At 69.6% G+C, this 23015-nt stretch carries 21 protein-coding genes; 10 read left to right on the top strand and 11 right to left on the bottom strand.

Translation table 11 applies throughout. From position 1 onward, the window contains the following. Positions 1–350: 350 nt before the first annotated feature. A complete protein-coding gene (locus ACFO6Q_RS15310) occupies positions 351–548 on the bottom strand; it encodes a hypothetical protein (RefSeq protein ID WP_380021976.1) in 198 nt (65 codons plus the stop codon). A gap of 198 nt (positions 549–746) precedes the next feature. Between ACFO6Q_RS15310 and mutS the strand changes: the two genes are divergently transcribed. Continuing rightward, positions 747–3356 (top strand): DNA mismatch repair protein MutS, encoded by a 2610-nt coding sequence (mutS, locus tag ACFO6Q_RS15305; RefSeq protein WP_380021975.1) that lies wholly within the window; start codon positions 747–749, stop codon positions 3354–3356. A gap of 16 nt (positions 3357–3372) precedes the next feature. On the opposite strand, the gene ACFO6Q_RS15300 is transcribed toward mutS, so the two are convergent. Beyond that, complete coding sequence (locus ACFO6Q_RS15300) at positions 3373–3969, bottom strand: O-methyltransferase (protein ID WP_380021974.1); 597 nt, start codon at positions 3967–3969, stop codon at positions 3373–3375. Next, positions 3966–4628: a PadR family transcriptional regulator gene (locus ACFO6Q_RS15295; protein ID WP_380021973.1), complete on the bottom strand. Its 663-nt coding sequence runs from the start codon at positions 4626–4628 to the stop codon at positions 3966–3968. The genes ACFO6Q_RS15300 and ACFO6Q_RS15295 overlap by 4 nt, the downstream gene beginning before the upstream one ends. A gap of 176 nt (positions 4629–4804) precedes the next feature. Between ACFO6Q_RS15295 and bla the strand changes: the two genes are divergently transcribed. Beyond that, the gene (gene bla / locus ACFO6Q_RS15290; RefSeq protein ID WP_380021972.1) at positions 4805–5755 is read left to right on the top strand and encodes a subclass B3 metallo-beta-lactamase; all 951 of its coding nucleotides are present in this window, start codon (positions 4805–4807) and stop codon (positions 5753–5755) included. Here the strand turns inward: bla and ACFO6Q_RS15285 are convergent. Continuing rightward, positions 5752–6798, bottom strand: coding sequence for an AraC family transcriptional regulator (locus ACFO6Q_RS15285; RefSeq protein WP_380021971.1), 1047 nt, complete (start codon positions 6796–6798; stop codon positions 5752–5754). The genes bla and ACFO6Q_RS15285 overlap by 4 nt on opposite strands. Before the next feature lie 93 nt (positions 6799–6891). On the opposite strand from ACFO6Q_RS15285, the gene ACFO6Q_RS15280 reads away from it, so the two are divergent. From ACFO6Q_RS15280 to ACFO6Q_RS15260, 5 genes are all read left to right on the top strand, one after another. After that, entirely contained in the window at positions 6892–8391 is a 1500-nt protein-coding gene (locus ACFO6Q_RS15280; protein ID WP_380021970.1) for a flavin-containing monooxygenase, read from the top strand. After that, positions 8388–9287: an SDR family NAD(P)-dependent oxidoreductase gene (locus ACFO6Q_RS15275; RefSeq protein ID WP_380021969.1), complete on the top strand. Its 900-nt coding sequence runs from the start codon at positions 8388–8390 to the stop codon at positions 9285–9287. The genes ACFO6Q_RS15280 and ACFO6Q_RS15275 overlap by 4 nt, the downstream gene beginning before the upstream one ends. A gap of 79 nt (positions 9288–9366) precedes the next feature. Beyond that, on the top strand, positions 9367–10251 hold the full coding sequence (locus ACFO6Q_RS15270) for a metal-dependent hydrolase (RefSeq protein ID WP_380021968.1): 885 nt from the start codon (positions 9367–9369) through the stop codon (positions 10249–10251). 10 nt (positions 10252–10261) lie between these two features. After that, the gene (locus ACFO6Q_RS15265) at positions 10262–11254 is read left to right on the top strand and encodes an alpha/beta fold hydrolase (protein WP_380021967.1); all 993 of its coding nucleotides are present in this window, start codon (positions 10262–10264) and stop codon (positions 11252–11254) included. Between the two features lie 143 nt (positions 11255–11397). Continuing rightward, positions 11398–12849: a catalase gene (locus ACFO6Q_RS15260; RefSeq protein WP_380021966.1), complete on the top strand. Its 1452-nt coding sequence runs from the start codon at positions 11398–11400 to the stop codon at positions 12847–12849. 43 nt (positions 12850–12892) lie between these two features. On the opposite strand, the gene ACFO6Q_RS15255 is transcribed toward ACFO6Q_RS15260, so the two are convergent. Together ACFO6Q_RS15255 and sugE are read right to left on the bottom strand one after the other, a co-directional pair. Continuing rightward, the gene (locus tag ACFO6Q_RS15255) at positions 12893–13312 is read right to left on the bottom strand and encodes an RNA-binding S4 domain-containing protein (protein ID WP_380021965.1); all 420 of its coding nucleotides are present in this window, start codon (positions 13310–13312) and stop codon (positions 12893–12895) included. A gap of 39 nt (positions 13313–13351) precedes the next feature. Next, positions 13352–13693: a quaternary ammonium compound efflux SMR transporter SugE gene (sugE, locus tag ACFO6Q_RS15250; RefSeq protein WP_380021964.1), complete on the bottom strand. Its 342-nt coding sequence runs from the start codon at positions 13691–13693 to the stop codon at positions 13352–13354. Between the two features lie 407 nt (positions 13694–14100). Here sugE and ACFO6Q_RS15245 point away from each other — a divergent pair, with 407 nt between their 5' ends. Beyond that, complete coding sequence (locus ACFO6Q_RS15245; protein ID WP_380021963.1) at positions 14101–15411, top strand: DEAD/DEAH box helicase; 1311 nt, start codon at positions 14101–14103, stop codon at positions 15409–15411. A 22-nt stretch (positions 15412–15433) separates the two neighbouring features. Here the strand turns inward: ACFO6Q_RS15245 and ACFO6Q_RS15240 are convergent, their stop codons facing one another. From ACFO6Q_RS15240 to ACFO6Q_RS15225, 4 genes are read right to left on the bottom strand one after another with little or no spacing between them, the layout of a single operon-like run. Continuing rightward, positions 15434–16036, bottom strand: a complete 603-nt coding sequence (locus ACFO6Q_RS15240; RefSeq protein WP_380021962.1) for a ParB-like protein — start codon at positions 16034–16036, stop codon at positions 15434–15436. A gap of 11 nt (positions 16037–16047) precedes the next feature. After that, the gene (locus ACFO6Q_RS15235; RefSeq protein WP_380021961.1) at positions 16048–16536 is read right to left on the bottom strand and encodes an MgtC/SapB family protein; all 489 of its coding nucleotides are present in this window, start codon (positions 16534–16536) and stop codon (positions 16048–16050) included. 58 nt (positions 16537–16594) lie between these two features. Then, positions 16595–17857 (bottom strand): winged helix-turn-helix domain-containing protein, encoded by a 1263-nt coding sequence (locus tag ACFO6Q_RS15230; protein WP_380021960.1) that lies wholly within the window; start codon positions 17855–17857, stop codon positions 16595–16597. 14 nt (positions 17858–17871) lie between these two features. Beyond that, entirely contained in the window at positions 17872–19803 is a 1932-nt protein-coding gene (locus tag ACFO6Q_RS15225; RefSeq protein WP_380021959.1) for a M61 family metallopeptidase, read from the bottom strand. A 269-nt stretch (positions 19804–20072) separates the two neighbouring features. Between ACFO6Q_RS15225 and ACFO6Q_RS15220 the strand changes: the two genes are divergently transcribed. Further along, positions 20073–21320 carry a polyhydroxyalkanoate depolymerase gene (locus ACFO6Q_RS15220; protein WP_380021958.1) on the top strand — a complete coding sequence of 416 codons (1248 nt, stop codon included), beginning with the start codon at positions 20073–20075 and terminating at the stop codon, positions 21318–21320. 56 nt (positions 21321–21376) lie between these two features. On the opposite strand, the gene ACFO6Q_RS15215 is transcribed toward ACFO6Q_RS15220, so the two are convergent. Continuing rightward, positions 21377–21790, bottom strand: coding sequence for a DoxX family protein (locus ACFO6Q_RS15215; RefSeq protein ID WP_380021957.1), 414 nt, complete (start codon positions 21788–21790; stop codon positions 21377–21379). Positions 21791–22050: 260 nt separating this feature from the next. On the opposite strand from ACFO6Q_RS15215, the gene ACFO6Q_RS15210 reads away from it, so the two are divergent. Further along, positions 22051–23007, top strand: coding sequence for a peptidylprolyl isomerase (locus ACFO6Q_RS15210; protein WP_380021956.1), 957 nt, complete (start codon positions 22051–22053; stop codon positions 23005–23007). Positions 23008–23015: the final 8 nt, after the last annotated feature.

Raw genomic sequence — 23015 nt, 5'->3', positions numbered from 1 at the left:
GCCGAGGGCGCCGTAACCGCAACCGTTCCTTGTTCGGCGACGCCAGTGAAGCCTTTTCGGCCCTGGCGCATACCCCGCAGACACGCACCCGCCGACGCCGTGGTCGGCAGTACTCGGTCCATTGGGAGATTCGTGGCCGTGAAACGTACGGTTTCTCGATGGTAGCACGGAGGTAAACTGCCCCCGCTTTGGTGAGCTGCCGAGGGCGAGCAACAAGGCGCGTGGCGGCGCCGCGGCGAACACGCTGACGTGGCGTGTCGTCCGCCGTCATCAGACATCGGCCGGTTCGGCGATGCCGGCCAGCACCCGCTCACTGCAACATCTTCAGTTTCGGCGTCGTCGATCGGCATCTACCGACGTTCCGCATAGGCCGGCACCTGTTCCTCAAGAAAGTACGGGCGATGGCGAAACGATTTCTGCGCGTCGATTACCAGCAATGCGGCGTCGGCGGACATCTCCGTTATTTCTTCGGAATCGGCGTGTCGCCAGCCTTGCCCGGAGTGCATCGGCGAATGGCGCGCGGCCTTCATTGGCAACCAGACCGACACAAGGACTGCTCGATGCCAGCGAGTTGACGTGCGACCCGCCAGATAGGTTCGGAACCTACTAAAGAGCCGGAGCGCGTCCGCGAGGGCGTACAGAGCATGGCTGAGAATGCCCTAGAATCGTTCAGAGAATCCATCGAAATAAACCATAATATACTGATATTAATGGAAAAAATTGAATCCTCGTCGCATACCCCTTTGATGCGCCAGTACTTTGCCGCGAAGGCCGACTACCCCGACACGCTCGTGTTCTTCCGCATGGGCGATTTCTACGAGCTGTTCTACGAGGACGCGCGCAAGGCGGCGCGCCTGCTCGACATCACCCTGACCCAGCGCGGCGCTTCGGCCGGCGCGCCGATTCCGATGGCCGGCGTGCCCTACCACGCCGCAGAAGGCTATCTGGCACGGCTGGTGCGGCTGGGCGAATCGGTGGCGATCTGCGAGCAGATCGGTGATCCGGCGGCGGCGAAGGGGTTGGTCGAGCGCAAGGTCGTGCGCGTGGTCACGCCCGGCACGGTCACTGACGCGGCGCTGCTGGAGGAGCGGCGCGACAACCTGCTGCTGGCGATCGCGGCCGGGCGCAGCGGGTTCGGCCTGGCCTGGATCGACCTGTCGACCGGCCGCTTCCTGCTCAGCGAAGCCGGCGACGCCGAGGCGCTCGCCGCCGAGCTGGCGCGGCTGACGCCGGCGGAGACCCTGGTCGGCGAGGACGTCGCCTGGCCGAAGTTCGTCACCTCCCTGCCCGGCCTGCGCAAGCGCGGCCCCTGGCATTTCGAGGCGACCACCGCGCAGCGCGAGCTGGCGCGCTTCTTCGGCACGCGCGACCTGTCCGGCTTCGGCGTGGAGGGAGTGCCGCTGGCGGTGGCCGCCGCCGGCGCCCTGCTCGGCTACGTCGAGGAGACGCAGAAGTCCGCGCTGCCGCACCTGACCGGGCTCGCGATCGAGAACGCCAGCGAGACGATCGCGATGGACGCGGCGACGCGGCGCAATCTGGAACTCGACGCGCACGCCAGCGGCAGCAACGAATTCACCCTGCTCGGCGTGCTCGATTCGACCATCACGCCGATGGGCGCGCGCTTGCTGCGACGCTGGCTGCACCGGCCGCTGCGCGATCGCAGCGTGCTCAGGCGGCGCCAGCAGGCGATCGACGCGCTGCTCGATCAGCGCCGCTTCGACGGCCTGCGCGACGTGCTACGCGGCATCGGCGATCTGGAACGCATCCTCGCCCGCGTGGCGCTGCGCTCGGCGCGCCCGCGCGACCTTTCGACGCTGCGCGACGGACTGGCCTCGGCGCCGAAGCTGGTTCGTGCGCTCGTCCATGAGCGCGAGGATCAAGAAGCGGCCATCCTTGGCCGCACTTCCCAACAAGAGCGAAGCCCTCTCATCGCCGCGCTCCTGGAGCAGATAGGCGACCACGCCGACACGGCCGCGCACCTCGCCGCGGCGATCGTGGAGACGCCGCCGGTGCTGCTGCGCGACGGCGGCGTGATCCGCCCCGGCTTCGACGCCGACCTCGACGAGCTGCGCCTGCTGTCGACCAATGCCGACCAGTTCCTGATCGACCTCGAGGAGCGCGAGAAGGCCGCCACCGGCATCCCGACCCTGAAGGTCGGCTACAACAGCGTGCACGGCTACTACATCGAATTGAGCAAGGCGCAGTCGGACAAGGCGCCGACGCACTACACGCGGCGGCAGACCTTGAAGGGCGCCGAGCGCTACATCACCGAGGAGCTGAAGTCGTTCGAGGACAAGGTGCTGTCCGCACGCGAACGCGCGCTGATGCGCGAGCGCGTGCTCTACGACGCGGTACTGGATTTCCTGATCGAACGCCTGGCGGCGCTCAAGCGCGCGGCGGCGGCGGTGGCCGAACTCGACGTGCTGGCGACGTTCGCCGAGCGCGCCGACGCGCTGCGCTGGAACAGCCCGGAACTGTCGGAGGAAAGCGGCATCCGCATCGTGCGCGGCCGTCATCCGGTGGTCGAGCGCGTGCGCGAGGATCCGTTCGAGCCGAACGACCTGGACCTGCACGAAGGCCGCCGCATGCTGATCGTGACCGGCCCGAACATGGGCGGCAAGTCGACCTACATGCGCCAGGCGGCGCTGATCGTGCTGCTCGCCCACATCGGCAGCTACGTGCCGGCGGACGCGGCGACGATCGGTCCGGTCGACCGCATCTTCACGCGCATCGGCGCCGGCGACGACCTCGCGCGCGGCCAGTCGACCTTCATGGTCGAGATGAGCGAGACGGCGAACATCCTGCACAACGCCACCGCGTCGAGCCTGGTGCTGATGGACGAGGTCGGCCGCGGCACCAGCACCTACGACGGCCTCGCGCTGGCACGCGCGAGCGCGATCGCGCTGGCCGCGACCAACCGCGCGTTCGCGCTGTTCGCCACGCACTACTTCGAGCTGACCGAGCTGGCCGCCGAGTACGAAGGTATCGCCAACGTGCACCTCGACGCGGTCGAGTATCACGACCAGAAACAGGGCGACCAGCTGGTCTTCATGCACGCGGTCAAGGAAGGTCCGGCCAACCGCAGCTTCGGCCTGCAGGTGGCGGCGCTGGCGGGTCTGCCCAAGCCGGTGATCGCGCAGGCGCGCCAGTACCTGGAAGGGCTCGAACGTCCGCCCGTCGCCTCGGCGGCGGAGACGGTGCCGCCGGCGCCGGCACGTGCGGGATCGCCGCAGCTCGGCCTGTTCGCACCGCCGATGCCCTCGCCGGCCGAAGAAGCGCTGCGCGCCCTCGATCCGGACGCGCTGAGCCCGCGCGAGGCGCTCGAAGCGCTCTATCGCCTGAAGAAACTGGTCTGACCGCGCAGCCGGCGGATCAGGCCGCCTTGATCGACAGTTCGATCGTCTCGCGCAGCGACAGGCGCATCGAGCGCATTCCGCTGGCGGGATCGCGCACCCAGGCCAGATAGTCGCTGCTGCCGCCGTCGGCGAGAACGACGGCGCCGCCCTGCATCCGCGGCGCCAGCAGTTGCAGCACCTGCAGCGCAGCGGCGCCGCACAAGCCGATCCGCACCAGGTCGATGTCGTTGCCGGTATCGCGCAGTGTGTCGCGCGCGTCGCCGCAGCGCCATTCGACGTAGGCCTCCAGCCCGGCGGCGCGCAGGCGATCGCGCGCCGCGGCGATGCTGCGCGGCTCGATCTCCGCGCCGAGCACGCAGCCGCCGCCGTTGTCGCGCACGGCGGCGGCGAGATACAGCGTCGACAGGCCGCTCGACGCGCCGCAGTCGACGACGCGGCGCGCACGCAGCGCGCGGCACAGCAGGTACATCAGCTCGCCCGCCTCCGAACCCCGCGAGACATGCTCGTCGTCCGGCGACGCACGCATCGCGGCGACGACCGACTCGACGCGCGCGTCGCGCAACGTGCCGGCGCCCGCAAGCGGCATCGCCGGCGCGACCGCCGTGGCGGTCACTTCTCGCGCCCCGTGATCTCGGCCACCGCGCGCTGCAGGATTTCGGCGATGCGCCGCGCTTCCCTGGCGCCGGCGTGGCGCTTTCCGCGCAGCGCGTGGCGCAGCTCGCGCAGCGCGAACCAGACCTCGGCCGGACCGCCGCCGCGTTCGTCCGCCTCGTCGCCCCCGTCCTCGGCCTCGCCGGAGAAGATGTCGCGCACGCGGCCCATCTTGGCGCCGATCCGCTCGAGCTGGCTGAGGATCGCATCGGCCGCCTGCTGGTGCTTGCGCAGATACTCGCGGCCGGCTGCGCTGATGCTGTAGCGCTTCTTCGCGCCTTCGACCTCGACCTCGGCATAGCCGACTTCGTCGAGGTAGGTCAGCGCCGGATACACCATGCCGGGACTGGGGCTGTAGAAGCCGCCGGAGCGCTCCTCCAGCGCCTTGATCAGTTCGTAGCCATGGCTGGGCTGCGCCGCGAGCAGGGCCAGCAGCACGAGCTGCAGCTCGCTCGAACCGAGCTTGCGCCCGCTGCGGAAGCCGTGCCCGCCGAGGCCGCCGCCCATGAAACCGGCGGAGAACGGTCCGAAGCCGCGTTCGCGAGGATGCCGGCCGAACCAGAAGGCCTGTTCGAAATGGTCCGCGCATTCGCGGGCGCGGTGAAAGAACGGATGACGCATGGGATCTCTCCTGACTGTCTTTCGATATATCTTAAGATATGTTTTTCGACAGTCAAGCGGAAACGTCAGGATTTCGCCATCCCGTGTCCCCGGCGCGGCCAGCCGCAACGGCCAGACTCGCCCCTCGCCGCATCGAACGACGCGGCTGCCGATCCCTTCCCTGACGGATTTCCTCGATGACGCATTCGCCCGGTTCGACGCTGGCGCTCGGTCTCGCCCTGCTCTGCACCGCCGCGGCCGCCACGGCGGCCGACGATCCGCTCACCCGGCCGATCCCCGGCGAGTGGTCCGACCGCTGGAACCGTGCGCAGACGCCGGTGAAGATCCACGGCGACACCTACTACGTCGGCGTCGCCGGCCTCAGCTCGGTGCTGATCCGCAGCGACGACGGGCTGATCCTGATCGACGGCGCGCTGCCGCAGTCGGTGCCGCTGATCGAGGCGAACATCCGCCAGCTCGGCTTCAAGGTCGAGGACATCAAATACATCCTCAACTCGCACGCGCACTTCGATCACGCCGGCGGCATCCCCGCCCTGCAGCGCGACAGCGGTGCGACCGTGGTGGCGAGCGCGTCCGGCGTGCAGGGGCTGAAACTCGGCCATGCGGTGCCCGACGATCCGCAGTACGGCTACGTCCGCAAAGGCGCCAAGGCGCCGCCGGTCACCGGCGCGACGCGCGAGATGCGCGACGGCGAAGTGCTGCGCCTGGGCGGCGTCGAGATCACCGCGCACGACACCTTCGGGCACACGCCCGGCAGCACCAGCTGGACCTGGAAATCCTGCGAGAACGGCCGCTGCGTGAATCTCGTCTACGCCGACAGCCTGAACTCGATCTCGGCACCGGGATTCCACTACCTCGCCGACGACACGCACGGCGATCTGAGCGCGCGTTTCCGCGCCAGCATCCGCAAGGTCGCAGCCCTGCCCTGCGACATCCTGATCACGGCGCATCCGGACGTCAGCGGACTCGATCGCAAGCTGCAGCAGGCGCAGGCCGAACCGAATCCGTTCATCGATGCGCAGGCCTGCCGCGTCTACGCGGAACGCGCGCAAACCATGCTCGATGCGCGCATCGCCGAGGAAAAAGCCGCCGCGGCCGGGGCGAAGCCGAAACCCCAGGCGCGCTAGCGCGCCGATGCCTGCTTTCGCACGGCGCCCGCCGGCTGCGTCGCCTCGTTGCGGATTTCCGACGGCGTCTTGTCGAACCAGCGTTTGCAGCAGCGCGTCAGCGCCGACTGCTCGGACAATCCGAGCAGGGTCGCCACCTGCGTCAGCGCCAGCTCGGTGGAGACCAGGTAGCGCAGCGCGGCCTGCTGGCGCACCTGGTCGCGGATCGCTTCGAAGGTCGAGCCCTCCTCCGCCAGCTGGCGCTGCAAGGTGCGCGGATGCATCGCCAGCAATGACGCCACGCCGGCGATCTCGGCCTGCGAGGAACCCAGGCTCTTGGACAGAACCAGGCGCACGCGCGCGGACAGCGGGTGCTCGCGGTCGGCGTAGTTCCGCTCCAGATAGCTGACCGCCAGCGCGCGCAGGGTTTCGTTGAAATCGGGCAGCGGCTGCTCGAGGAACGCCACCGGCACGCGCAGCGCCGCGTAGGCCTGCGCGAAACGCACCGGCGCGCCGAAGAAGCGCGCATAGGTCGAGGCCGGCGCCAGTGGCTCGTGCGGCAGCAGCACACGGTCGAGCGGATAACTGCCGCCGAACGGCAGGCTGATGATGCGATGGGTCAGGCCGATGGCCAGATCCGTGCATTGCCGGCAGCTCGTCGTCTGCGATTGGAGGAACTCGAAGCGCAGTTCGGCGCAGTGGCGATCATCCGGTGCCGGCTGCAGGGTGAACGCGACGTCGGTGCCCTGGATGAAGATGAAGCGCGAGGCACTGGCCGCCGCTTCGCGCACGCTGCGCGCATGCTGGATCGCGATCGCCAGCGGACCCAAGGTGGAGACGTCCTGGAACTGCGCGAGCTGCAGGCCGAAGTCCGGGCACTGCAGCAGGCGCGCGCTGTCTTCGAGCAGCTCGATGCTGGCGCGCGAGGGAATCAGCGCATCCTCGTTTTCGAGCACGCGCGGATCCAGACGATGCTTGCGCAGCAGCGCGCGGGGATCGCCGCCGAGTCGGGTCACCAGCTCCGGAAAGCCGCGCAGAACGGCGGCACGCGCCATCGTGGTCATGTCGCGCAGTGTCAAATCATTGTCGCGCAGGGTCAAGCCGGCCCGTGCCCGGCGGAGCAAGCTGCCACCACGCTGCGGTTCGAGGGAAGACGCATGGCGGCCGAACATCTCGACGTACTCGTCATCGGCGCGGGCCTGTCCGGCATCGGTGCCGGCTACTACCTGCAGAGCCGGCTGCCCGGCAAGTCGTACGCGATCCTCGAAAGCCGCGCAGAACTGGGCGGCACCTGGAGCCTGTTCCGCTATCCGGGCATCCGCTCCGATTCGGACATGTACACCTTCGGCTATTCGTTCCGGCCATGGACGGCGGACAAGTCGATCTCCGACGGCGGCCTGATCCTGGACTACCTGCGCGAGACGGCGGCCGAGTTCGGCATCGATCGGCACATCCGCTACCGCCAGCGCGTGATCGCCGCGGCCTGGTCCTCGTCCGAGGCGAAGTGGCGCGTGGACGTGGAAACCGGCGAGAACCGCGAGCGGCGCCAGTACACCTGCGGTTTCCTCTACGTCTGCAGCGGCTACTACGACTACGCTGGCGGCCACGCGCCGGAATTTCCGGGGCGCGAGAACTTCCGCGGTGTGGTCGTGCATCCGCAGGACTGGCCCGGATCGATCGACTACGCCGGCCAGCGCGTGGTCGTGATCGGCAGCGGCGCCACCGCGGTGACCCTGGTGCCGGCGCTGGCCGCGAGCGCCGCACACGTGACCATGCTGCAGCGCTCGCCGACCTACGTCACCAGCCTGCCGGCCCGCGACAAGGCCGCGACGTGGCTGCGCCGGCATCTGCCCGCGGCGACGGCACATCGCCTCGCGCGGGCGAAGAACATCGCCCTGACGATGTTCTTCTTCGCCTTCGCGCGCGGCGCGCCGGAGACGTTCAAGCGCCTGATCCGCCACGCGCAGAAGAAATTCCTGCCGGCGGACTACGCCTTCGACACGCATTTCCGGCCGAGCTACGAGCCGTGGGACCAGCGCCTGTGCCTGGTGCCCGACGGCGACCTGTTCAAGGCGATCCGTGCCGGACGCGCTTCGATCGTCACCGATCGCATCGACGCGTTCGTCGAGGACGGCATCCGCCTGCAATCCGGACAGGTGCTGCCGGCCGATCTCGTCGTCACCGCCACCGGGCTGAAGCTGCAGGCGTTCGGCGGCGCGCGCATCAGCGTCGACGGACGGCCGCTCGAACTCGGCCGCTCGCACACCTACAAGGGCGTGATGCTGCGCGACGTGCCGAACCTCGCGTTCTGCGTCGGCTACACCAACGCCTCGTGGACCCTGCGCGCCGACCTCGTCTCGCAGTTCGTCTGCCGGTTGCTCGCGCACATGGACCGGCACGGCCACGCGCAGGTCGTGCCAAGGACCGAGGCGGCGAGCCTGGAGCCTTCGCTGCCGCTGCTGAATTTCACCTCCGGCTACGTGCTGCGCTCGCTTGCGCAGTTTCCGCAGCAGGGGGCGCGGGCACCGTGGCGATTGCGGCAGAACTACCTGCTCGACCTGTTCGGCCTGAAGTTCGGCCCGGTCGCGCACAGCGCGCTGCGCTTCTCGCGCAGCACGCCGGAAACGGCGGCCGAACCCGGCAAGGCGGCGGCATGAAGCACTTCACCGACAAGGTCGCCGCGATCACCGGCGCCGCCTCCGGCATCGGGCGCGAGCTGGCCGTGCAGCTGGCACGGGAAGGCTGCCATCTCGCGCTCGGTGACGTGGACGAGACGGGCCTGGCACAGACACGGGAACTGGCGCAGCGCGCCGGCAGCGGCGTACGCATCAGCGTGACGGCGCTGGACGTGGCCGACCGCAGCGCCGTGTTCGCCTGGGCCGACGCGGCCACACGCGAGCACGGCAGGGTCAATCTCGTCTTCAACAACGCCGGCGTCGGCCTCGCCAGCACGGTCGAAGGGATGCGCCTGACCGATTTCCAGTGGCTGATGGACATCAACTTCTGGGGCGTCGTGCACGGCACGCAGGCCTTCCTGCCGCACCTGAAGGCGAGCGGCGACGGCCACGTGGTGAACACTTCCAGCCTGTTCGGCCTGCTCGCCTCGCCAGGCGCTTCGGCCTACCACGCGGCCAAGTTCGCCGTGCGCGGCTTCACCGAATCGCTGCGCCAGGAGCTGGACCTGATGGACTGCGGCGTGTCGGCGACCTGCGTGCATCCGGGCGGCATCAAGACGGCGATCGCGAGGAATTCGCGCGTCGACGCCAGCGTCGCCGCGCTCGGCGTCGATCCGCTCGAATCCGCGCGCGAATTCGAGAAGCACTTCATCACCACCGCCGCCGCCGCGGCGCGGACCATCCTGAAGGCGGTGCGCCGCAACCATCGGCGCGTGCTGGTCGGGCCGGACGCCTTCGTGCTCGACAAGATCCAGCGCCTGCTGCCATGCGGCTATGCGGCGCTGATCCAGGCGATCCATCGGCGCACGCACCGGGCGAACGGGGCCGATGCGCGCCTCGTCGCCGGCCACTCCCGCGAAAGCGGCAATCCACCTTGACCTTCCTCTCCTCGACGAACCGCAAAGGGATTCCCGCTGGCGCGGGAACGACGAACCGAAGACACCCCGGAGCAGAACGATGAACAGGCCGCTTTCGCACCACGAGACGATCGTCCCCCGCGAGCACCTGGATTTCCGCATCGACGAGACCATCCCGCGGTACTGGTTCCGCGGCGACGCCTACAAGACGCGCTTCTTCGACGCCGTGCAGTCGGGCTTCCCCGACGGCGAGCGCTACTTCATCACCAGCGTGCGCGCGTTCCGCGACCGCGTCGAAGACCCGGTGATGCAGCAGGAAGTACGCGACTTCATGCGCCAGGAAGGCCAGCACGGCCTGGCGCACACGCGCTACAACCGCATGCTCGAAGGCCAGGGCCTGCCGATGGAGGACCTGATCCGCGACGCCAAGGAGAAGTTCGACGCCTGGACGCGGCGCTACTCGCCGGAGTTCAACGTGGCCAACACGGCTGCGGTCGAGCATTTCACCGCGACGATGGCGTTCGCCTACTTCGCCAAGGCCTCGGTGATGGACGGCGCCGAGCCGCGCATCAAGGCGCTGTTCGCCTGGCACGCGATCGAGGAGATGGAGCACAAGTCCGTCGCCTTCGACGTGATGCAGAAGGTGGCCGGCGTCGGTTACTTCAAGCGCGCGGCGGCGATGCTGTTCGCGATGAAGAACATGATCGACTTCACCTACCGCTACATCGACCGCATGCTCGCCGCGGACGGCTTCACGCGCTGGCAGCGCCTGCGCCTGCACGCGAAGAACTTCCTGTGGATCCACGGCCCGCGCAAGGGCGTCTACGGTTCGCTCACGGGCAAGCTGCTGGTCTACTTCCGGCCCGGCTTCCATCCGACCCACGAACCGACCATCCACAACTACGGCAACTGGCTCGAGGCCTGGGAGCGCACGCACGATCCGTTCGCCGCCTGCGACGCGCTGTGCGCGGCGGCGTGGCGCTGAGCGCGCGGCGATGGGTTTCGTCGCCGCAGCGGTCGCGATCCTCGCCGCGCTGCTCGTCCTGCTCGTGGCTCTGGTCGCCTACACCGCGGCGGTCGCGCGCCGCGCGCAGGCGCGTGTACCTCCGCTCGGCCGGTTCGTCGACGTCGACGGCGCGCGCCTGCACTACGTCGATCGCGGCCGCGGTCCCGTCGTCGTGCTGCTGCACGGCCTGGGCGGAAACCTGCGCAACTTCCACGCGCTGATCGAGCGTCTGGCGCCGGACCATCGCGTGGTCGCGCTGGACCGGCCCGGCTGCGGCTACTCGACCACCGCGTCCGCAGCCCAGCCGGACCTGTTCGAGCAGGCGAGAATCGTGGCCGCCTTCCTGCGCGCACTGGACCTGCGCCAGCCGCTGGTGGTGGGCCATTCGATGGGTGGTGCGCTGGCGCTCGCGCTGGCACTGGATTTCCCCGATCACGTGGGCTCCCTCGTGCTGCTCTCGCCGGCCAGCCACGAGGTGCGCGAACCGCCGGCACCGTTCAAGGGGCTGGACGTGCCCTCGCCCGTGCTGCGCCGCGTGCTGGCTTGGACGCTGGCGACGCCGCTGGGACAGCTCGCGCACGAGCGCATGCTCGCCGCGGTATTCGCGCCCGACGCGGTCACGCCGGGCTTCGATGTCGAAGGCGGCGGCGCGCTCGGTGCGCGTCCCGGCAATTTCATCGCCGCCTCGGCGGACATGGTGGCGCTGCCGGCAGCGCTGGCAGCCATGGCGCCGCGCTATCCGTCGCTGTCGCTGCCCGTGCAGGTGGTCTTCGGCCGGGACGATCCGATCTGTCCGCTCGCGCTGCACGGTCTGCCGCTGGCCGCCGCCGTGCCGGGCGCGGCCCTGCACCTTCTCGACGGCGGCCACATGATTCCGCTGACGCAGGCCGATGCGGTCGCCGCCCTGCTGCGCAAGGCGGCGGCGGAGCGGCGCGAGGCGGCAACCGTCCGGACACCGGTGGCGAACGTGGTGCCGGCCTGATTTTCGATAATCTGTATCTATCGATTGCATCGGAACAATCGAATTCCTCATCGGTTCGCGGCTCCGTATAGTGGCCCCCGACCCGCGCAGCCAGCCGCCGCCAGCCAGCGCACCGCCCGCCTACCCAGCCAGCCGGAGCCACCATGAGCACACGTCCCCAAACCCTGACCACCGACGCCGGCGCACCGGTGGCCGACAACCAGAACAGCCTGACCGCCGGCCCGCGCGGTCCGCTGCTGGTGCAGGACTACCAGCTGTTCGAGAAGCACGCGCACTTCAACCGCGAACGCATCCCCGAGCGCGTCGTGCACGCCAAGGGTTCGGCCGCGTACGGCACGTTGACGATCACGCAGGACATCGGCCGCTATTCGAAGGCGGGCCTGTTCCAGGGCATCGGCCGCAAGACGCCGCTGCTGCTGCGCTTCTCGACCGTCGCCGGCGAGCGCGGTGCGGCCGACGCCGAGCGCGACGTGCGCGGCTTCGCGCTGAAGTTCTACACCGACGAAGGCAACTGGGACCTGGTCGGCAACAACACGCCGGTGTTCTTCGTGCGCGATCCGTACAAGTTCCCCGATTTCATCCACACGCAGAAGCGCGATCCGCGCACCAACCTGCGCAGCGCCACCGCGATGTGGGACTTCTGGTCGCTGTCGCCCGAGTCGCTGCACCAGGTGACGATCCTGTTCTCCGACCGCGGCCTGCCGGCCAGCCTGCGCAACGTCGACGGCTTCGGCAGCCACACCTACAGCCTGGTCAACGCGGCCGGCGAGCGGCACTGGGTCAAGTTCCACTTCAAGACGCAGCAGGGCATCCGCAACTGGACCAACGAGGAAGCGGCCAAGGTCATCGGCGAGGATCGCGAATCGCACCAGCGCGATCTCTACGAGGCGATCGAGCGCGGCGATTTCCCGAAGTGGACGATGTACATCCAGGCGATGCCGGAGGCCGACGCCGACAAGACGCCGTACAACCCGTTCGACCTGACCAAGACCTGGCCGCACGCGGACTATCCGCTGATCGAGGTCGGCGTGCTCGAGCTGAGCGCGAATCCGGAGAACTACTTCGCCGAGGTCGAGCAGTCGAGCTTCTCGCCGGCGAACGTCGTGCCGGGCATCGGCCACTCGCCGGACAAGATGCTGCAGTTCCGCATCTTCTCGTACGCGGACGCGGCGCGTTACCGCCTGGGCATCAACCATGACCAGCTGCCGGTCAACCGGCCGCGCTGCCCGGTGCACAACTACGCGCGCGACGGGCAGATGCGCTTCGACGGCAACGGCGGCGGCAGCGTGAACTACGAACCGAACTCGTTCGGCGGCCCAGCGCAGGCGCCCGAGTATCGCGAGCCGCCGCTGCGCCTGGACGGCGACGCGGATCGCTACGACCACCGCGCCGGCAACGACGACTACGGCCAGCCCGGCGCATTGTTCCGCCTGATGAGCGACGAGCAGAAGCGCCAGCTGTGCGGCAACATCGCCGCGGCAATGCAGGGCGTGCCGGACGCGATCGTGCAGCGCCAGCTGGCGCATTTCGGGAAAGCCGATCCGGCCTACGCGCAGGGCGTGCGCGACGCGCTGGCGGCACGCCGCAGCGCCTGACGGATCGCGGCGGACGGGCGCATGGCCCGTCCGCCGCCTTCGCTCACAAGGCGTCGATGTCGCCGAGCGCGCGGATCAGCCGGCGCGCACGCTTGTCGGGCTTGGTCGGCGGCTTGGCGTAGCCGGCCCCCTGCAGGCGGCGCAGCTCGGCCGCTTCGCGGCGCGCCGCAAGGCTGGCCTCGGATTCTTCGTACAGCGTACGCGCCGCGGACGCCGGGCCGCGCTGTCCGCTCAGCGCGGTGATGCGAAGCTCGAAACGCTCCTCGCCGCGCACGATCTTCAGCACGTCGCCGGCGTGCACCGCCTTGGCCGGCTTGCCCGCCGCGCCGTTGACTTCGATCTTGCCGCCCTCGACCGCCTGCTTGGCCAGCGAGCGCGTCTTGAAGAAGCGCGCCGCCCACAGCCAGATGTCCAGACGCACCGCTTCGCTGCCGGCGGCGTCCGCGTATTGCGCTTCCTTCATCGACCTTCCGACTCCCGTTAACCGCGCGCACCGGGCACGTCAGTGCGCCGAACCGCCCAGCCATTTCAAGCCGAGCACACCGCACAGGATCAGGGCGATGCAGCCGATGCGCGCGAGGTCGCGCGACTCGCCGAACAGCACCATGCCCAGGATCACTGCACCGACCGCGCCGATGCCGGTCCACACCGCATACGCCGTACCGAGCGGAATGCTGCGCATCGCCAGCGACAGCAGGTAGAAGCTGACGATCATGCCGGCCACCGTCAGCACCGTCGGCAGCGGACGCGTGAAACCTTCGGTGTACTTCAATCCCACCGCCCAGCCGATCTCGGCCAGGCCGGCGAGCAGCAGGTAGAACCACGCGAGGGTGGGAACCGCCATGATCGGTACTCCTTTGCCGGGCAAGCCCCGGAGCCTAGGTCCGGCCCGTACCAGGGTCAACGCCGCACGCCGCCAATGGCCGACGGGCGCCGTCTCGTGTATGCTGCGCGCAGTTTGTTGCGCCGCTTTCGCGATCTTCCCTCTGGAACGCAGGCTCGCCGGATGCCGCAAGGCCTCCTCCGAAGACGTTCCGCGCCGTTCGGCCTTCGTCGCGCCAAACCCGGAATCCACGGCCACTCGGGCCGTCGCGATCCGCCAATCGTCTTGCTCGCAGCGCGGTTCCTGGGAACGCTGCAAGCGATTCCGGCCTCATCACGGCCGGAGCGCCGCGTCCGGCGTCGATGGCCCTCGATCCCTGCGATCGAGACCACGTGCAACTGCGCGGCTCCTGCAACGGAGTTCCTCAAATGTCATTCGAAACCCTCGGGCTTGCGCCTGCGCTGCTGCGCGCGCTGGCCGAACAAGGCTACACCGATCCCACGCCGATCCAGGCCGCCGCGATTCCCGCCGCGCTGGAAGGCCACGACCTGCTCGCCGGCGCACAGACCGGCACCGGCAAGACGGCCGCCTTCGCGCTGCCGCTGCTGCACCGGCTCTACGTCACCCAGCGCACGCCGTCCAAGCCGAAGACACCGCGCGCGCTGGTGCTGACGCCGACGCGCGAACTCGCAGCGCAAGTGCACGAGAGCGTGCGCGCCTACGGCAAGCACCTGGGCGTGCGCGCGACGACGATCTTCGGCGGCGTCGGCATGCAGCCGCAGGTCGAAGCGCTGCGTCGCGGCGTGGACGTGCTGATCGCCACGCCGGGCCGCCTGATCGACCACATCCAGCAGCGCAGCGTGAACCTGTCGCACATCGAGGTGCTGATCCTCGACGAAGCCGACCGCATGCTCGACATGGGCTTCCTGCCGTCGATCCGCCGCATCCTCGGCCACCTGCCGCGCCAGAACCGCACCACCTGGCTGTTCTCGGCCACCTTCGCGCCGGAGATCAAGGCGCTGGCCGGCGACTTCATGCGCGAGCCGGTCGAGATCCAGGTCGCCAAGCCGAACAGCATCGCCGCGACGGTCACCCATCGCGTGCATCCGGTCGACGCCGACAAGAAGCGCGACCTGCTGCTGCACCTGCTGCAGAACGACGCGCGCCAGACGCTGGTGTTCGGCCGCACCAAGCACGGCGCCGACAAGCTGGCCAAGATCCTCGAAAAGGCCGGCCTGCGCGCCGCCGCGATCCACGGCAACAAGAGCCAGAACCAGCGCACGCGCGCGCTGGCGGACTTCAAGAGCGGCAAGGTCAGCGTGCTGGTCGCCACCGACATCGCCGCGCGCGGCCTGGACATCGACCAGTTGCCGATGGTCATCAACCACGACCTGCCGATGGTGGCCGAGGACTACGTGCACCGCATCGGCCGCACCGGCCGCGCCGGCGCCGAGGGCCTGGCGATCTCGCTGGTCTCGCACGAAGAAGAAGGCCTGCTGCGCGACATCCGCCGCCTGCTCAAGCAGGAGATCGAGATCGCCCCGATCGCCGGCTTCGAGCCGTCGCGGCCGCTGCGTGCCGACGGCACGGCGCGGCCGACGCAGAAGCCCAGCGGCGCCCGCCCGCAGCGTCACGCGCGCCGGCCGCACGCCTCCGCCGGTACCGAAGCCAATCCGGAAGCGCGCAAGAAGCCGCGCCGGCGCGGCGGTCGCGGCCGGCAGAAGACGCGCCCGGCCTGACCGCGGCGCGTCGAGCCGGCGCTCAGCGCGCTTCGGCGAGGTACCCGGGCAGCTCGCGCGCCGCCACGCCGTGCGCGAGCGCCAGCGCCTGTTCGACGGCCACGTCGAAATCGCGGCGCTGCGCACCGATGACCACGCGCGGGCGGAAGAAGTCCGCCCACACGAACTCGGCGAACGCGGTCGGCGTCTTCGCGTAGCCGCCGCGCTCGCGCACGTAGCCGGCCAGGCTGCGATACGGATCGTCGACGAGCTTGTCGACGTGATGCGGAATGTCATCGGTCGACTGGCGCTGCCCGCGCGCGTCGATCGGGTGCGCCCAGCGGCGCTCCTGCATGGTCTTCCAGAACGCATCGGGCGCCAGGGTCGACAGATCCGCTTCGATCAGGAAATAGCCGCTGTCGTAGCCGCCGTCGGACAGGGCGCGAGCGAGATGGTGGTGATCGGTGATGTAGAGCTTGCCGTCGGGCCCGGACACGGCGGGAATCGGCCGCGCTTCCAGGAAATCCCGGCGTTCGTGATGGCCCATCGCGTCGAGATGTTTGCGCTTGTCCTCGACCTCGATCATGCCGACCGTGATCTGCGTCGGACGCAGCCCGGCGATCTCGCATTCGTGCAGTTCGGCCATGGCCGCCTCCCCTATTCCTGCGGCGGTCGAACCGGCGGCGGCGTCTCCTTCAGCCAGCTTCGACGGACCGCCCGTTCGAAACGTCCACCCAGCAGCAGCACGATCGCACCGATGACCGAGGCGATCGCGACCGGCACGTACTGACCGACGCCGCAGGCGACACCGAGCAGCGCGGTCAACCAGACCGTCGCGGCGGTGGTCAGTCCGCTGATGTGCTGCTTGTCCGGATTGCGCAGGATCACGCCCGCGCCGAGGAAGCCGATGCCGGTGAGCACGCCCTGCACGACGCGGCTGAGCGCGTCGTAGCGGTGCGGATCGTCGAGGGCCGGCGGCAGCGCCACCACCACCACGAGCGCCGCGCCGAGGCTGACCAGCGCGTGCGTGCGCACGCCGGCCGGCTTGTGGTGCAGGTCGCGGTTGAGGCCGACCAGGCCGCCGACCAGCACCGACGCTCCCAGCCGCATCGCAATCGTCAGCGTGTTGTCGATCACTGCCGTCATCCTCCTTCGTCCGGCGCAGTCTCGCGCAAGCGCGGCGACCGCGCCACGGAAGGCGGCCTCAGCGCGTGCCGGATGCCGCGATCGCTTCGCGCAGCAGGCGCCGGAACGCCTTCGGTTCGCAGCGGCCGACTTCGACCTGCGGCGTCGCATGCCACTGCGCGCACTCGCCGATCGCGCCGGCCAGGGCCGCGGCCAGAGTGGTGTCCGCTTCGACGCCGTCCTCCAGATGCAGCGCCTTCACCTCGAACACGCCATCCGCGCGGTGCGCCTTGGCGTCGAGCCGGCCGACCAGGCGGCCGCGGTGCAGGATCGGCAGCACGTAGTAGCCGTACTTGCGCTTGGGCGCCGGCACGTAGCACTCGATGCGGTAGTCGAAACCGAACATCGCGGCGGCGCGTTCGCGATCCCACACCACCGGATCGAACGGCGACAGCAGCGTGGTGCGGGTCGCGCGCAGGCGGCCGGCTGCGGCGGCGGCCAGGGCCTGCGCGTGATCGGGATGGACGTAGCCGGGCTGCTTCCAGCCTTCGACCTCGACGCGCAGCAGCTCGCCCGCCTCGACGAACGGGTCCAGGTCGGCGTCCTTCAGCTTGCGTCCGCTGCGGAAGTAGTCGTTGATCCAGCGCGCCTGGGCGACGCCGAGCGCGCGCACCGCGCCGAGCACGAATTCGCGCCGCATCTGTGCCTCGGAGACTTCGGCGTGCGCTGCGGCGTGGCCGTTCGCCTGCGCGGCGGCGCGGACGCGCTCGCCGAGATCGTAGACGCGCTGGAAATTCTCGCGCCGCGCGATCATCAGCTCGCCCAGCGCGAACAGCGCCTCGAGCCAGCGCTTCTCGTTCTTCCAGCCCCACCAGCCTCCGCCGCCGGCGCCGTCCTGGCGCTCGAAATCGGCCGCCTTGACCGCGCCGCGCTCGCGCACGTGCGCGAGCAGCCCGTCCATGCCGGCGGCGTGCTCGCGGTGCATGCGGCGCGCGTGCTTCATCGACCAGTGCCCGTCCCTGCCCTCGCCGTGGCGGCGATGCAGGGCGTAGTCGACGATCGGCGCGAAGCTCGCCTCGTGTGCCCAGCACTCGAAGATCGCGCCTTCGGCCAGCCACTCCTCCAGCCACTCCTTGCGATAGGCGCCGAGGCGGGAGAACAGCACCAGGTACGGGCTGCGCGCGACGACGTTGATGGTGTCGATCTGCAGCACGCGCATGCGCGCGATCGCGGCGAGCACGTCGGCCTTGCGCGCGCGCCGGCCGGGCCGCGCGAGCAGGCCTTGCGCGGCGAGATGCAGCAGGCGGGCCTGATGCGTGCCGAGGCGGATCGATGTCGTCATGCGTCGTGCGTGCCCTACTTCGCCGGTGCGAGGATCGCGTTCAGCCGATCCGGCGTGCCGGGGATGCGTTCCAGATGCGGATAGCGGAGCCCGCCGCGGTAATCGACGCGCACCGTGCGGTATTCGTCGCCGTTCTTCAGCAGCAGCTCGATCGGCGCCTTGCCGTCCTTGGCGGCGGCGATGGCGTCTTTCAAGCGCTCGGCGGAGAACTCGCGGCCGTTGACCGCGACCAGCGTGCCGCTCGGCGAGATGCCCGCCTTGAACGCCGGGCTGTCCCAGCGCACGTCGGTGATCCGGTTGCCGTTGCTGGCCAGCGTCAGGCCGATCGAAGCCGACTGGTCGATGGCCTTGCGCCCCGTGTCGCGGTGCTTGTGGTAGTCGCTCGGCGTGTCGGTGTAGACGAGCTTCCAGCCGGCGGCGGCCAGCCCGTCGAGCGGCGGCGCGAGTGCGTCGACGCGCTGGCGGAGGAACGCGGCCCAGTCGTGGGCGGCGACCGTGTTCAGCGCGGCGACGACGTCGTCGAAGGCGTAGGTCCTGACCGTCATGCCGCCGTCGTCGACGCCGAAGAAGGTGCGCGCGAAATCGTCGAGCGAGCGCCGGTTGCCGCTCAGCTCGCGCAGCTTGGCGTCGACCGCCAGCCAGACCATCAGGCCGCCGCTGTAGTACTCCTCGCTCATCTGGTAGTTGCGGTACGGCAGCGGGCGGCGCTGCGCGACGATCGGGTCGTTGGTGGTGTCCTGCAGGTTGCGCCAGCCGAAACCCGGACGATTCTCGGCGTAGCTGGCCGCGACCAGGGCAAGGTCGTCACGCGCCTGCTCGGGCGTCAGCAGGCCGGAGCGCGCCGCGAGAACGGTGCCCCAGTACTGCGTCTGCCCTTCGTAGACCCACAGCAGCGATCCCTGCATCGGCACGTTGAAGTTGGGCGTCCACAGGTCGGCCGGGCGGCGGAACTTGCCGTTCCACGAATGCGTGTACTCATGCGGCAGCAGGTCGCGCGCCGACGCCCACTTGTCCCACTCGGTGAAGTAGCCGGGCGAGCGCGTGTTCTCGCTCGAGCGCAGGTGCTCCAGGCCGATGCCGCCGAGCTGGTCGGTCAGGGCGAACAGGAACTCGTAGCGGTCGTAGTGCTGCGAGCCGAACAGCTTGCGCGCCTGCTGCACGAGGCGCTTGTGCGGCTCCATCTGCTCGGGCTTGAATTCCAGGCTCTTGGCCTCGTCGGCGAACAGGTTCAGGTGCACCGGCGCCGGCGTGCCGCCGAGGTCGATGCGCTTGTAGTGGCGCCCGGCGAACATCGGCGAATCCACCAGCACGTCGAACGGCACCGGCTTGAACGCAATCGTGCCGTCCGCGTCGCCGGCGTTGCCGCTGCCCTGCGCGCGTTCGAGCGCGGTACCGAACTGCCAGCCCGCCGGCAGCTTCACGCTCGGCGCCACCGTGATGCGGCTGGAGTAGTGCCCGGCCGGGTACAGCGCGACGGTGTTCCACTGCAGGTTGAGCAGGTCCGGCGTCATCACCACGCGGCCCTGGCCGGAATCCTGCGGCGAGAGGAAATCGAACTCGACCGACAGCGAACCGACGCCCTGCGGCACGTCCAGATGGAACGCGTACACCTCCACCGGATCGCGCCGCCAGGCGATCGGCTGGCCGTTGCCGCGGATCGTCAGGCCGGCCAGCTTGTCGATCGGTCCGCGCGGCGCGTGGTTGCCGGGCAGCCATTGCGGGTAGAGCAGGGTCAGCGGTCCGGCCGCGACGGGAATCTCCTCGCGCACGCGGAAGATGCGGCGACCGACGTCGCTGGCATCGACGTTCAGCGTGATCGTGCCCGGATAGGCCGCGTCCGCCGGCGCCGGAACCGTTCGAACCTCTTCGCCCTGCGCGTTCGCCGCGCCAGCGACCGCCCCGCTCGCGATCGCGATCGCGACCGCCCACACCCATCTCTGCGCCATTCCGACTCCCGTTGCCGATCCGCGACCACTCGCGACATTCCCCGCCTGGCGTTCGCGTAACGCCCGACGGCACCGTCGGGGCCCGCACGCGCAGGCGGGACAAGCGCCCGATGTTCGCACACCCACGCAGCGGCGACGCATGGCGAAAGTCGCGTACGCGCCGGCGTCGCCGGACAGCGGCGCTTGCGACCAATGGCTACCTTTCGCATGCGCCATCGGCGTGCGCGATGCCCTAGAATCGCCTGTCGCACTGCAACAGGAATCTCCGGATGCTGTACCACCTGCATGAAATCAACCGCGCCCTGCTCAATCCCTGGGTGACCTGGTCGGGCGCGGCCGCGCATGCGTTGTCGGCACCGGACAACTGGCTGTCGAAGGTGCCCGGCGTGGACCGCATCGCCGCCGGCTACGAGCTGTTCTACCGGCTCGGCAAGGACTACGAGAAACCGGAATTCGGCATCACCTCGGTGGTCGCGCACGGCCGCGAGGCGGCGGTCATCGAAGAGCGCGTGATCGAGCTGCCGTTCTGCCACCTGCGCCACTTCAAGCGCGCCAGTGACGATCCGCAAGCGCTGCAGAAGCTGCGCCAGGACCCGGTGGTGCTGGTCGTCGCACCGCTGTCCGGCCATCACGCCACGCTGCTGCGCGACACCGTGCGCACCCTGCTGCGCGATCACGACGTGTACATCACCGACTGGGTCGACGCGCGCATGGTGCCGCTGGACAAGGGCGCCTTCGGCATGGACGACTACGTCGCCTACGTGCGCCGCTTCATCACGCACCTGGGCGCCGAGAAACTGCACGTGATGTCGGTGTGCCAGCCGACCGTGCCGGTGCTCGGCGCGGTGGCGCTGATGGCCGCGGCCGGCGAGGCGACGCCGCTGACCCTGACCATGATGGGCGGCCCTATCGACGCGCGCAAACACCCGACCCAGGTCAACGATCTGGCCACCACCAAGCCGTTCTCGTGGTTCGAGACGAACGTGGTCTTCGACTTGCCGCCGAACTACCCGGGCAAGGGCCGCCGGGTCTATCCGGGCTTCCTGCAGCACGCCGGGTTCGTGGCGATGAACCCGAGCCGCCACTTCACCGCGCACTGGGACTACTACCAGGATCTCCTGCGCGGCGACCTCGACGACGCCGCCGCGCACCGCCGCTTCTACGACGAGTACAACGCCGTGCTCGACCTGCCGGCCGAGTTCTATCTCGACACGATCCGCATCGTGTTCCAGGAGTTCTCGCTGCCGCGCGGCGAGTGGGTGGTCAGCGGCGAACACGTCGCGCCGGCCGCGATCCGCCATTCCGCCCTGCTGACCATCGAAGGCGAACTCGACGACATTTCCGGCCTCGGCCAGACCCGCGCCGCGCACGAGCTGTGCACGGGCATCCCGGCGAAGAACCGCAGCCATCTCGAAGTGAAGGGCGCCGGCCATTACGGCATCTTCAGCGGCCGCCGCTGGCGCGAGGTCGTCTATCCGGACGTGCGCGACTTCATCCGGCGCTTCCACAAGGCCTGAGCGCTCCCGCCGCCGCGCGCCTCACGCGCGCGGCGTAGCCGTTCCGCCGGACCCCGTCAGGAGCGCGTCAGCGCGTAGCGGCCGGCACCGGTGATCGCCAGCAGCAGCAGGCCGCCCATGATCGACAGGTTCTTCAGGAACTGGGTCTGGTTGAGGGCCCGCTCGGCCGCTTCCATCGTCCAGAACGGATGGCCGATGATCGCCGCGCCGGCGACGAACAGCAGCAGCACGAGCGCGAGCGTGCGCACGCGGAATCCGACCAGCAAGGCCAGCCCGACGAGCAGTTCCATCGCAATGGCCACCGCCGCCGCCACCGACGGCATCGGCGCGCCCACGTAGGTCAGATAGTTCACCGTTCCGGTGTAGTCGGTCAGCTTGCCGAAGCCGGAGATCACGAAAAGCGCCGTCAGCAGGATGCGCGCAATCAGGATCAGCGCGTCCCTGTTCCGCTCGATCAACCCGTCGATCATGACACTCTCCCCGTACGGAAATTGACGGCGCCATCATACGACAGCCCGGCCACGGCGCAGGCCGGCCCGGCGAGGATGCAGCGGGTGTCCGCCGTCTCGGCGGCGCGCCCGCGTGGCTCGCCGCCACAGCCACCGCAGGATCAGCAGCAGCGGAAAGCCGAGCACGCGATTGGCGCGATGCTATCCCAGCGCGGCCGTGGAACGAACGGCGCTCGCGATCGGGTAGAGTCTGCCGCTACCGTGGCCAGCGTGGGGTTTGCATGAATCGGTTCGAGCGGAGATTCGCGACGGGTCTGCGCGCCGTCGCCGTCGGCGCCTTGTCACTGGCGTCGCCGGACGCCCCCGCGGACACGAAGGCGGCGACCAAGCCGCCGACGATGCAGCAGGTCATCGAGGCGTCCAAGCCTGCCGACTGGCGCCCGCTCGATCCGCAGAACACGCTGTACCTCGACCTCGCCGCCGGACGCGTGGTGATCGAACTGGCGTCCGCCTACGCGCCGCTGCACGCGGCCAACCTCCGCACGATGGCGCACGAGCACTACTTCGACGGACTGGCGATCCTGCGTGTGCAGGACGGCTTCGTCACGCAATGGGGCGATCCGGACGCGGAAGACAAAGCCAAGGCGCGTTCGCCGGGCAAGGCGAGCCGCACGCTCGCACCCGAATTCGAACGTGGCATCGGCAAGGAGCTTTCCTTCACGCACCTGCCCGACGGCGACGTCTACGCGCCGGAAGTCGGCTTCTCCGACGGCATGCCGGTGGCGCGTGACGCGAAAGCGGGCAAGACCTGGCTGGCGCACTGCTACGGCATGGTCGGCGCGGGACGCGACGTCGCCGAGGACAGCGGCAGCGGCGCCGAACTGTACGTGGTGATCGGCCAGGCGCCGCGCCAGCTCGACCGCAACATCGCCCTGGTCGGCCGCGTCGTGCAGGGCATGGAATGGCTGGCGGCGCTGCCGCGCGGAAGCGGTCCGCTCGGCTTCTACGACAAGCCCGAACAGCGCACGTCGATCAAGTCGGTGCGGCTCGCCGCCGACGTGCCGGAATCCGAACGCACGCCGCTGGAAGTGCTGCGCACCGACACGCCGACGTTCACCGCCCTGGTCGAGTCGCGGCGCAACCGCCGCGACGACTGGTACAAGGTGCCGGCCGGCCGCATCGACCTGTGCAACGTGCCGATCCCGGTGCGCACGCCGCCGGCGAAGACCGGCGGCTGATCGCCGGC

The sequence above is a fragment of the Dokdonella ginsengisoli genome (assembly GCF_042652785.1).
Classification (GTDB): Bacteria; Pseudomonadota; Gammaproteobacteria; order Xanthomonadales; family Rhodanobacteraceae; genus Dokdonella_A; species Dokdonella_A ginsengisoli.
The sequence above is the reverse complement of the archived record's forward strand: the minus strand, read 5'-3'. Positions and strand labels throughout refer to the sequence as shown.

Coding starts and splice junctions, on each gene's coding strand:
- ACFO6Q_RS15295 (WP_380021973.1), bottom strand. CDS start 4,628: ATGCGTCATCCGTTCTTTCACCGCGCCCGCGAATGCGCGGACCATTTC.
- ACFO6Q_RS15280 (WP_380021970.1), top strand. CDS start 6,892: ATGGCGGCCGAACATCTCGACGTACTCGTCATCGGCGCGGGCCTGTCC.
- ACFO6Q_RS15235 (WP_380021961.1), bottom strand. CDS start 16,536: ATGACGGCAGTGATCGACAACACGCTGACGATTGCGATGCGGCTGGGA.
- ACFO6Q_RS15230 (WP_380021960.1), bottom strand. CDS start 17,857: ATGACGACATCGATCCGCCTCGGCACGCATCAGGCCCGCCTGCTGCAT.
- ACFO6Q_RS15240 (WP_380021962.1), bottom strand. CDS start 16,036: ATGGCCGAACTGCACGAATGCGAGATCGCCGGGCTGCGTCCGACGCAG.
- ACFO6Q_RS15255 (WP_380021965.1), bottom strand. CDS start 13,312: ATGAAGGAAGCGCAATACGCGGACGCCGCCGGCAGCGAAGCGGTGCGT.
- ACFO6Q_RS15245 (WP_380021963.1), top strand. CDS start 14,101: ATGTCATTCGAAACCCTCGGGCTTGCGCCTGCGCTGCTGCGCGCGCTG.
- bla (WP_380021972.1), top strand. CDS start 4,805: ATGACGCATTCGCCCGGTTCGACGCTGGCGCTCGGTCTCGCCCTGCTC.
- ACFO6Q_RS15285 (WP_380021971.1), bottom strand. CDS start 6,798: ATGACCACGATGGCGCGTGCCGCCGTTCTGCGCGGCTTTCCGGAGCTG.
- mutS (WP_380021975.1), top strand. CDS start 747: ATGCGCCAGTACTTTGCCGCGAAGGCCGACTACCCCGACACGCTCGTG.
- ACFO6Q_RS15275 (WP_380021969.1), top strand. CDS start 8,388: ATGAAGCACTTCACCGACAAGGTCGCCGCGATCACCGGCGCCGCCTCC.
- sugE (WP_380021964.1), bottom strand. CDS start 13,693: ATGGCGGTTCCCACCCTCGCGTGGTTCTACCTGCTGCTCGCCGGCCTG.
- ACFO6Q_RS15215 (WP_380021957.1), bottom strand. CDS start 21,790: ATGATCGACGGGTTGATCGAGCGGAACAGGGACGCGCTGATCCTGATT.
- ACFO6Q_RS15210 (WP_380021956.1), top strand. CDS start 22,051: ATGAATCGGTTCGAGCGGAGATTCGCGACGGGTCTGCGCGCCGTCGCC.
- ACFO6Q_RS15225 (WP_380021959.1), bottom strand. CDS start 19,803: ATGGCGCAGAGATGGGTGTGGGCGGTCGCGATCGCGATCGCGAGCGGG.
- ACFO6Q_RS15270 (WP_380021968.1), top strand. CDS start 9,367: ATGAACAGGCCGCTTTCGCACCACGAGACGATCGTCCCCCGCGAGCAC.
- ACFO6Q_RS15220 (WP_380021958.1), top strand. CDS start 20,073: ATGCTGTACCACCTGCATGAAATCAACCGCGCCCTGCTCAATCCCTGG.
- ACFO6Q_RS15265 (WP_380021967.1), top strand. CDS start 10,262: ATGGGTTTCGTCGCCGCAGCGGTCGCGATCCTCGCCGCGCTGCTCGTC.
- ACFO6Q_RS15260 (WP_380021966.1), top strand. CDS start 11,398: ATGAGCACACGTCCCCAAACCCTGACCACCGACGCCGGCGCACCGGTG.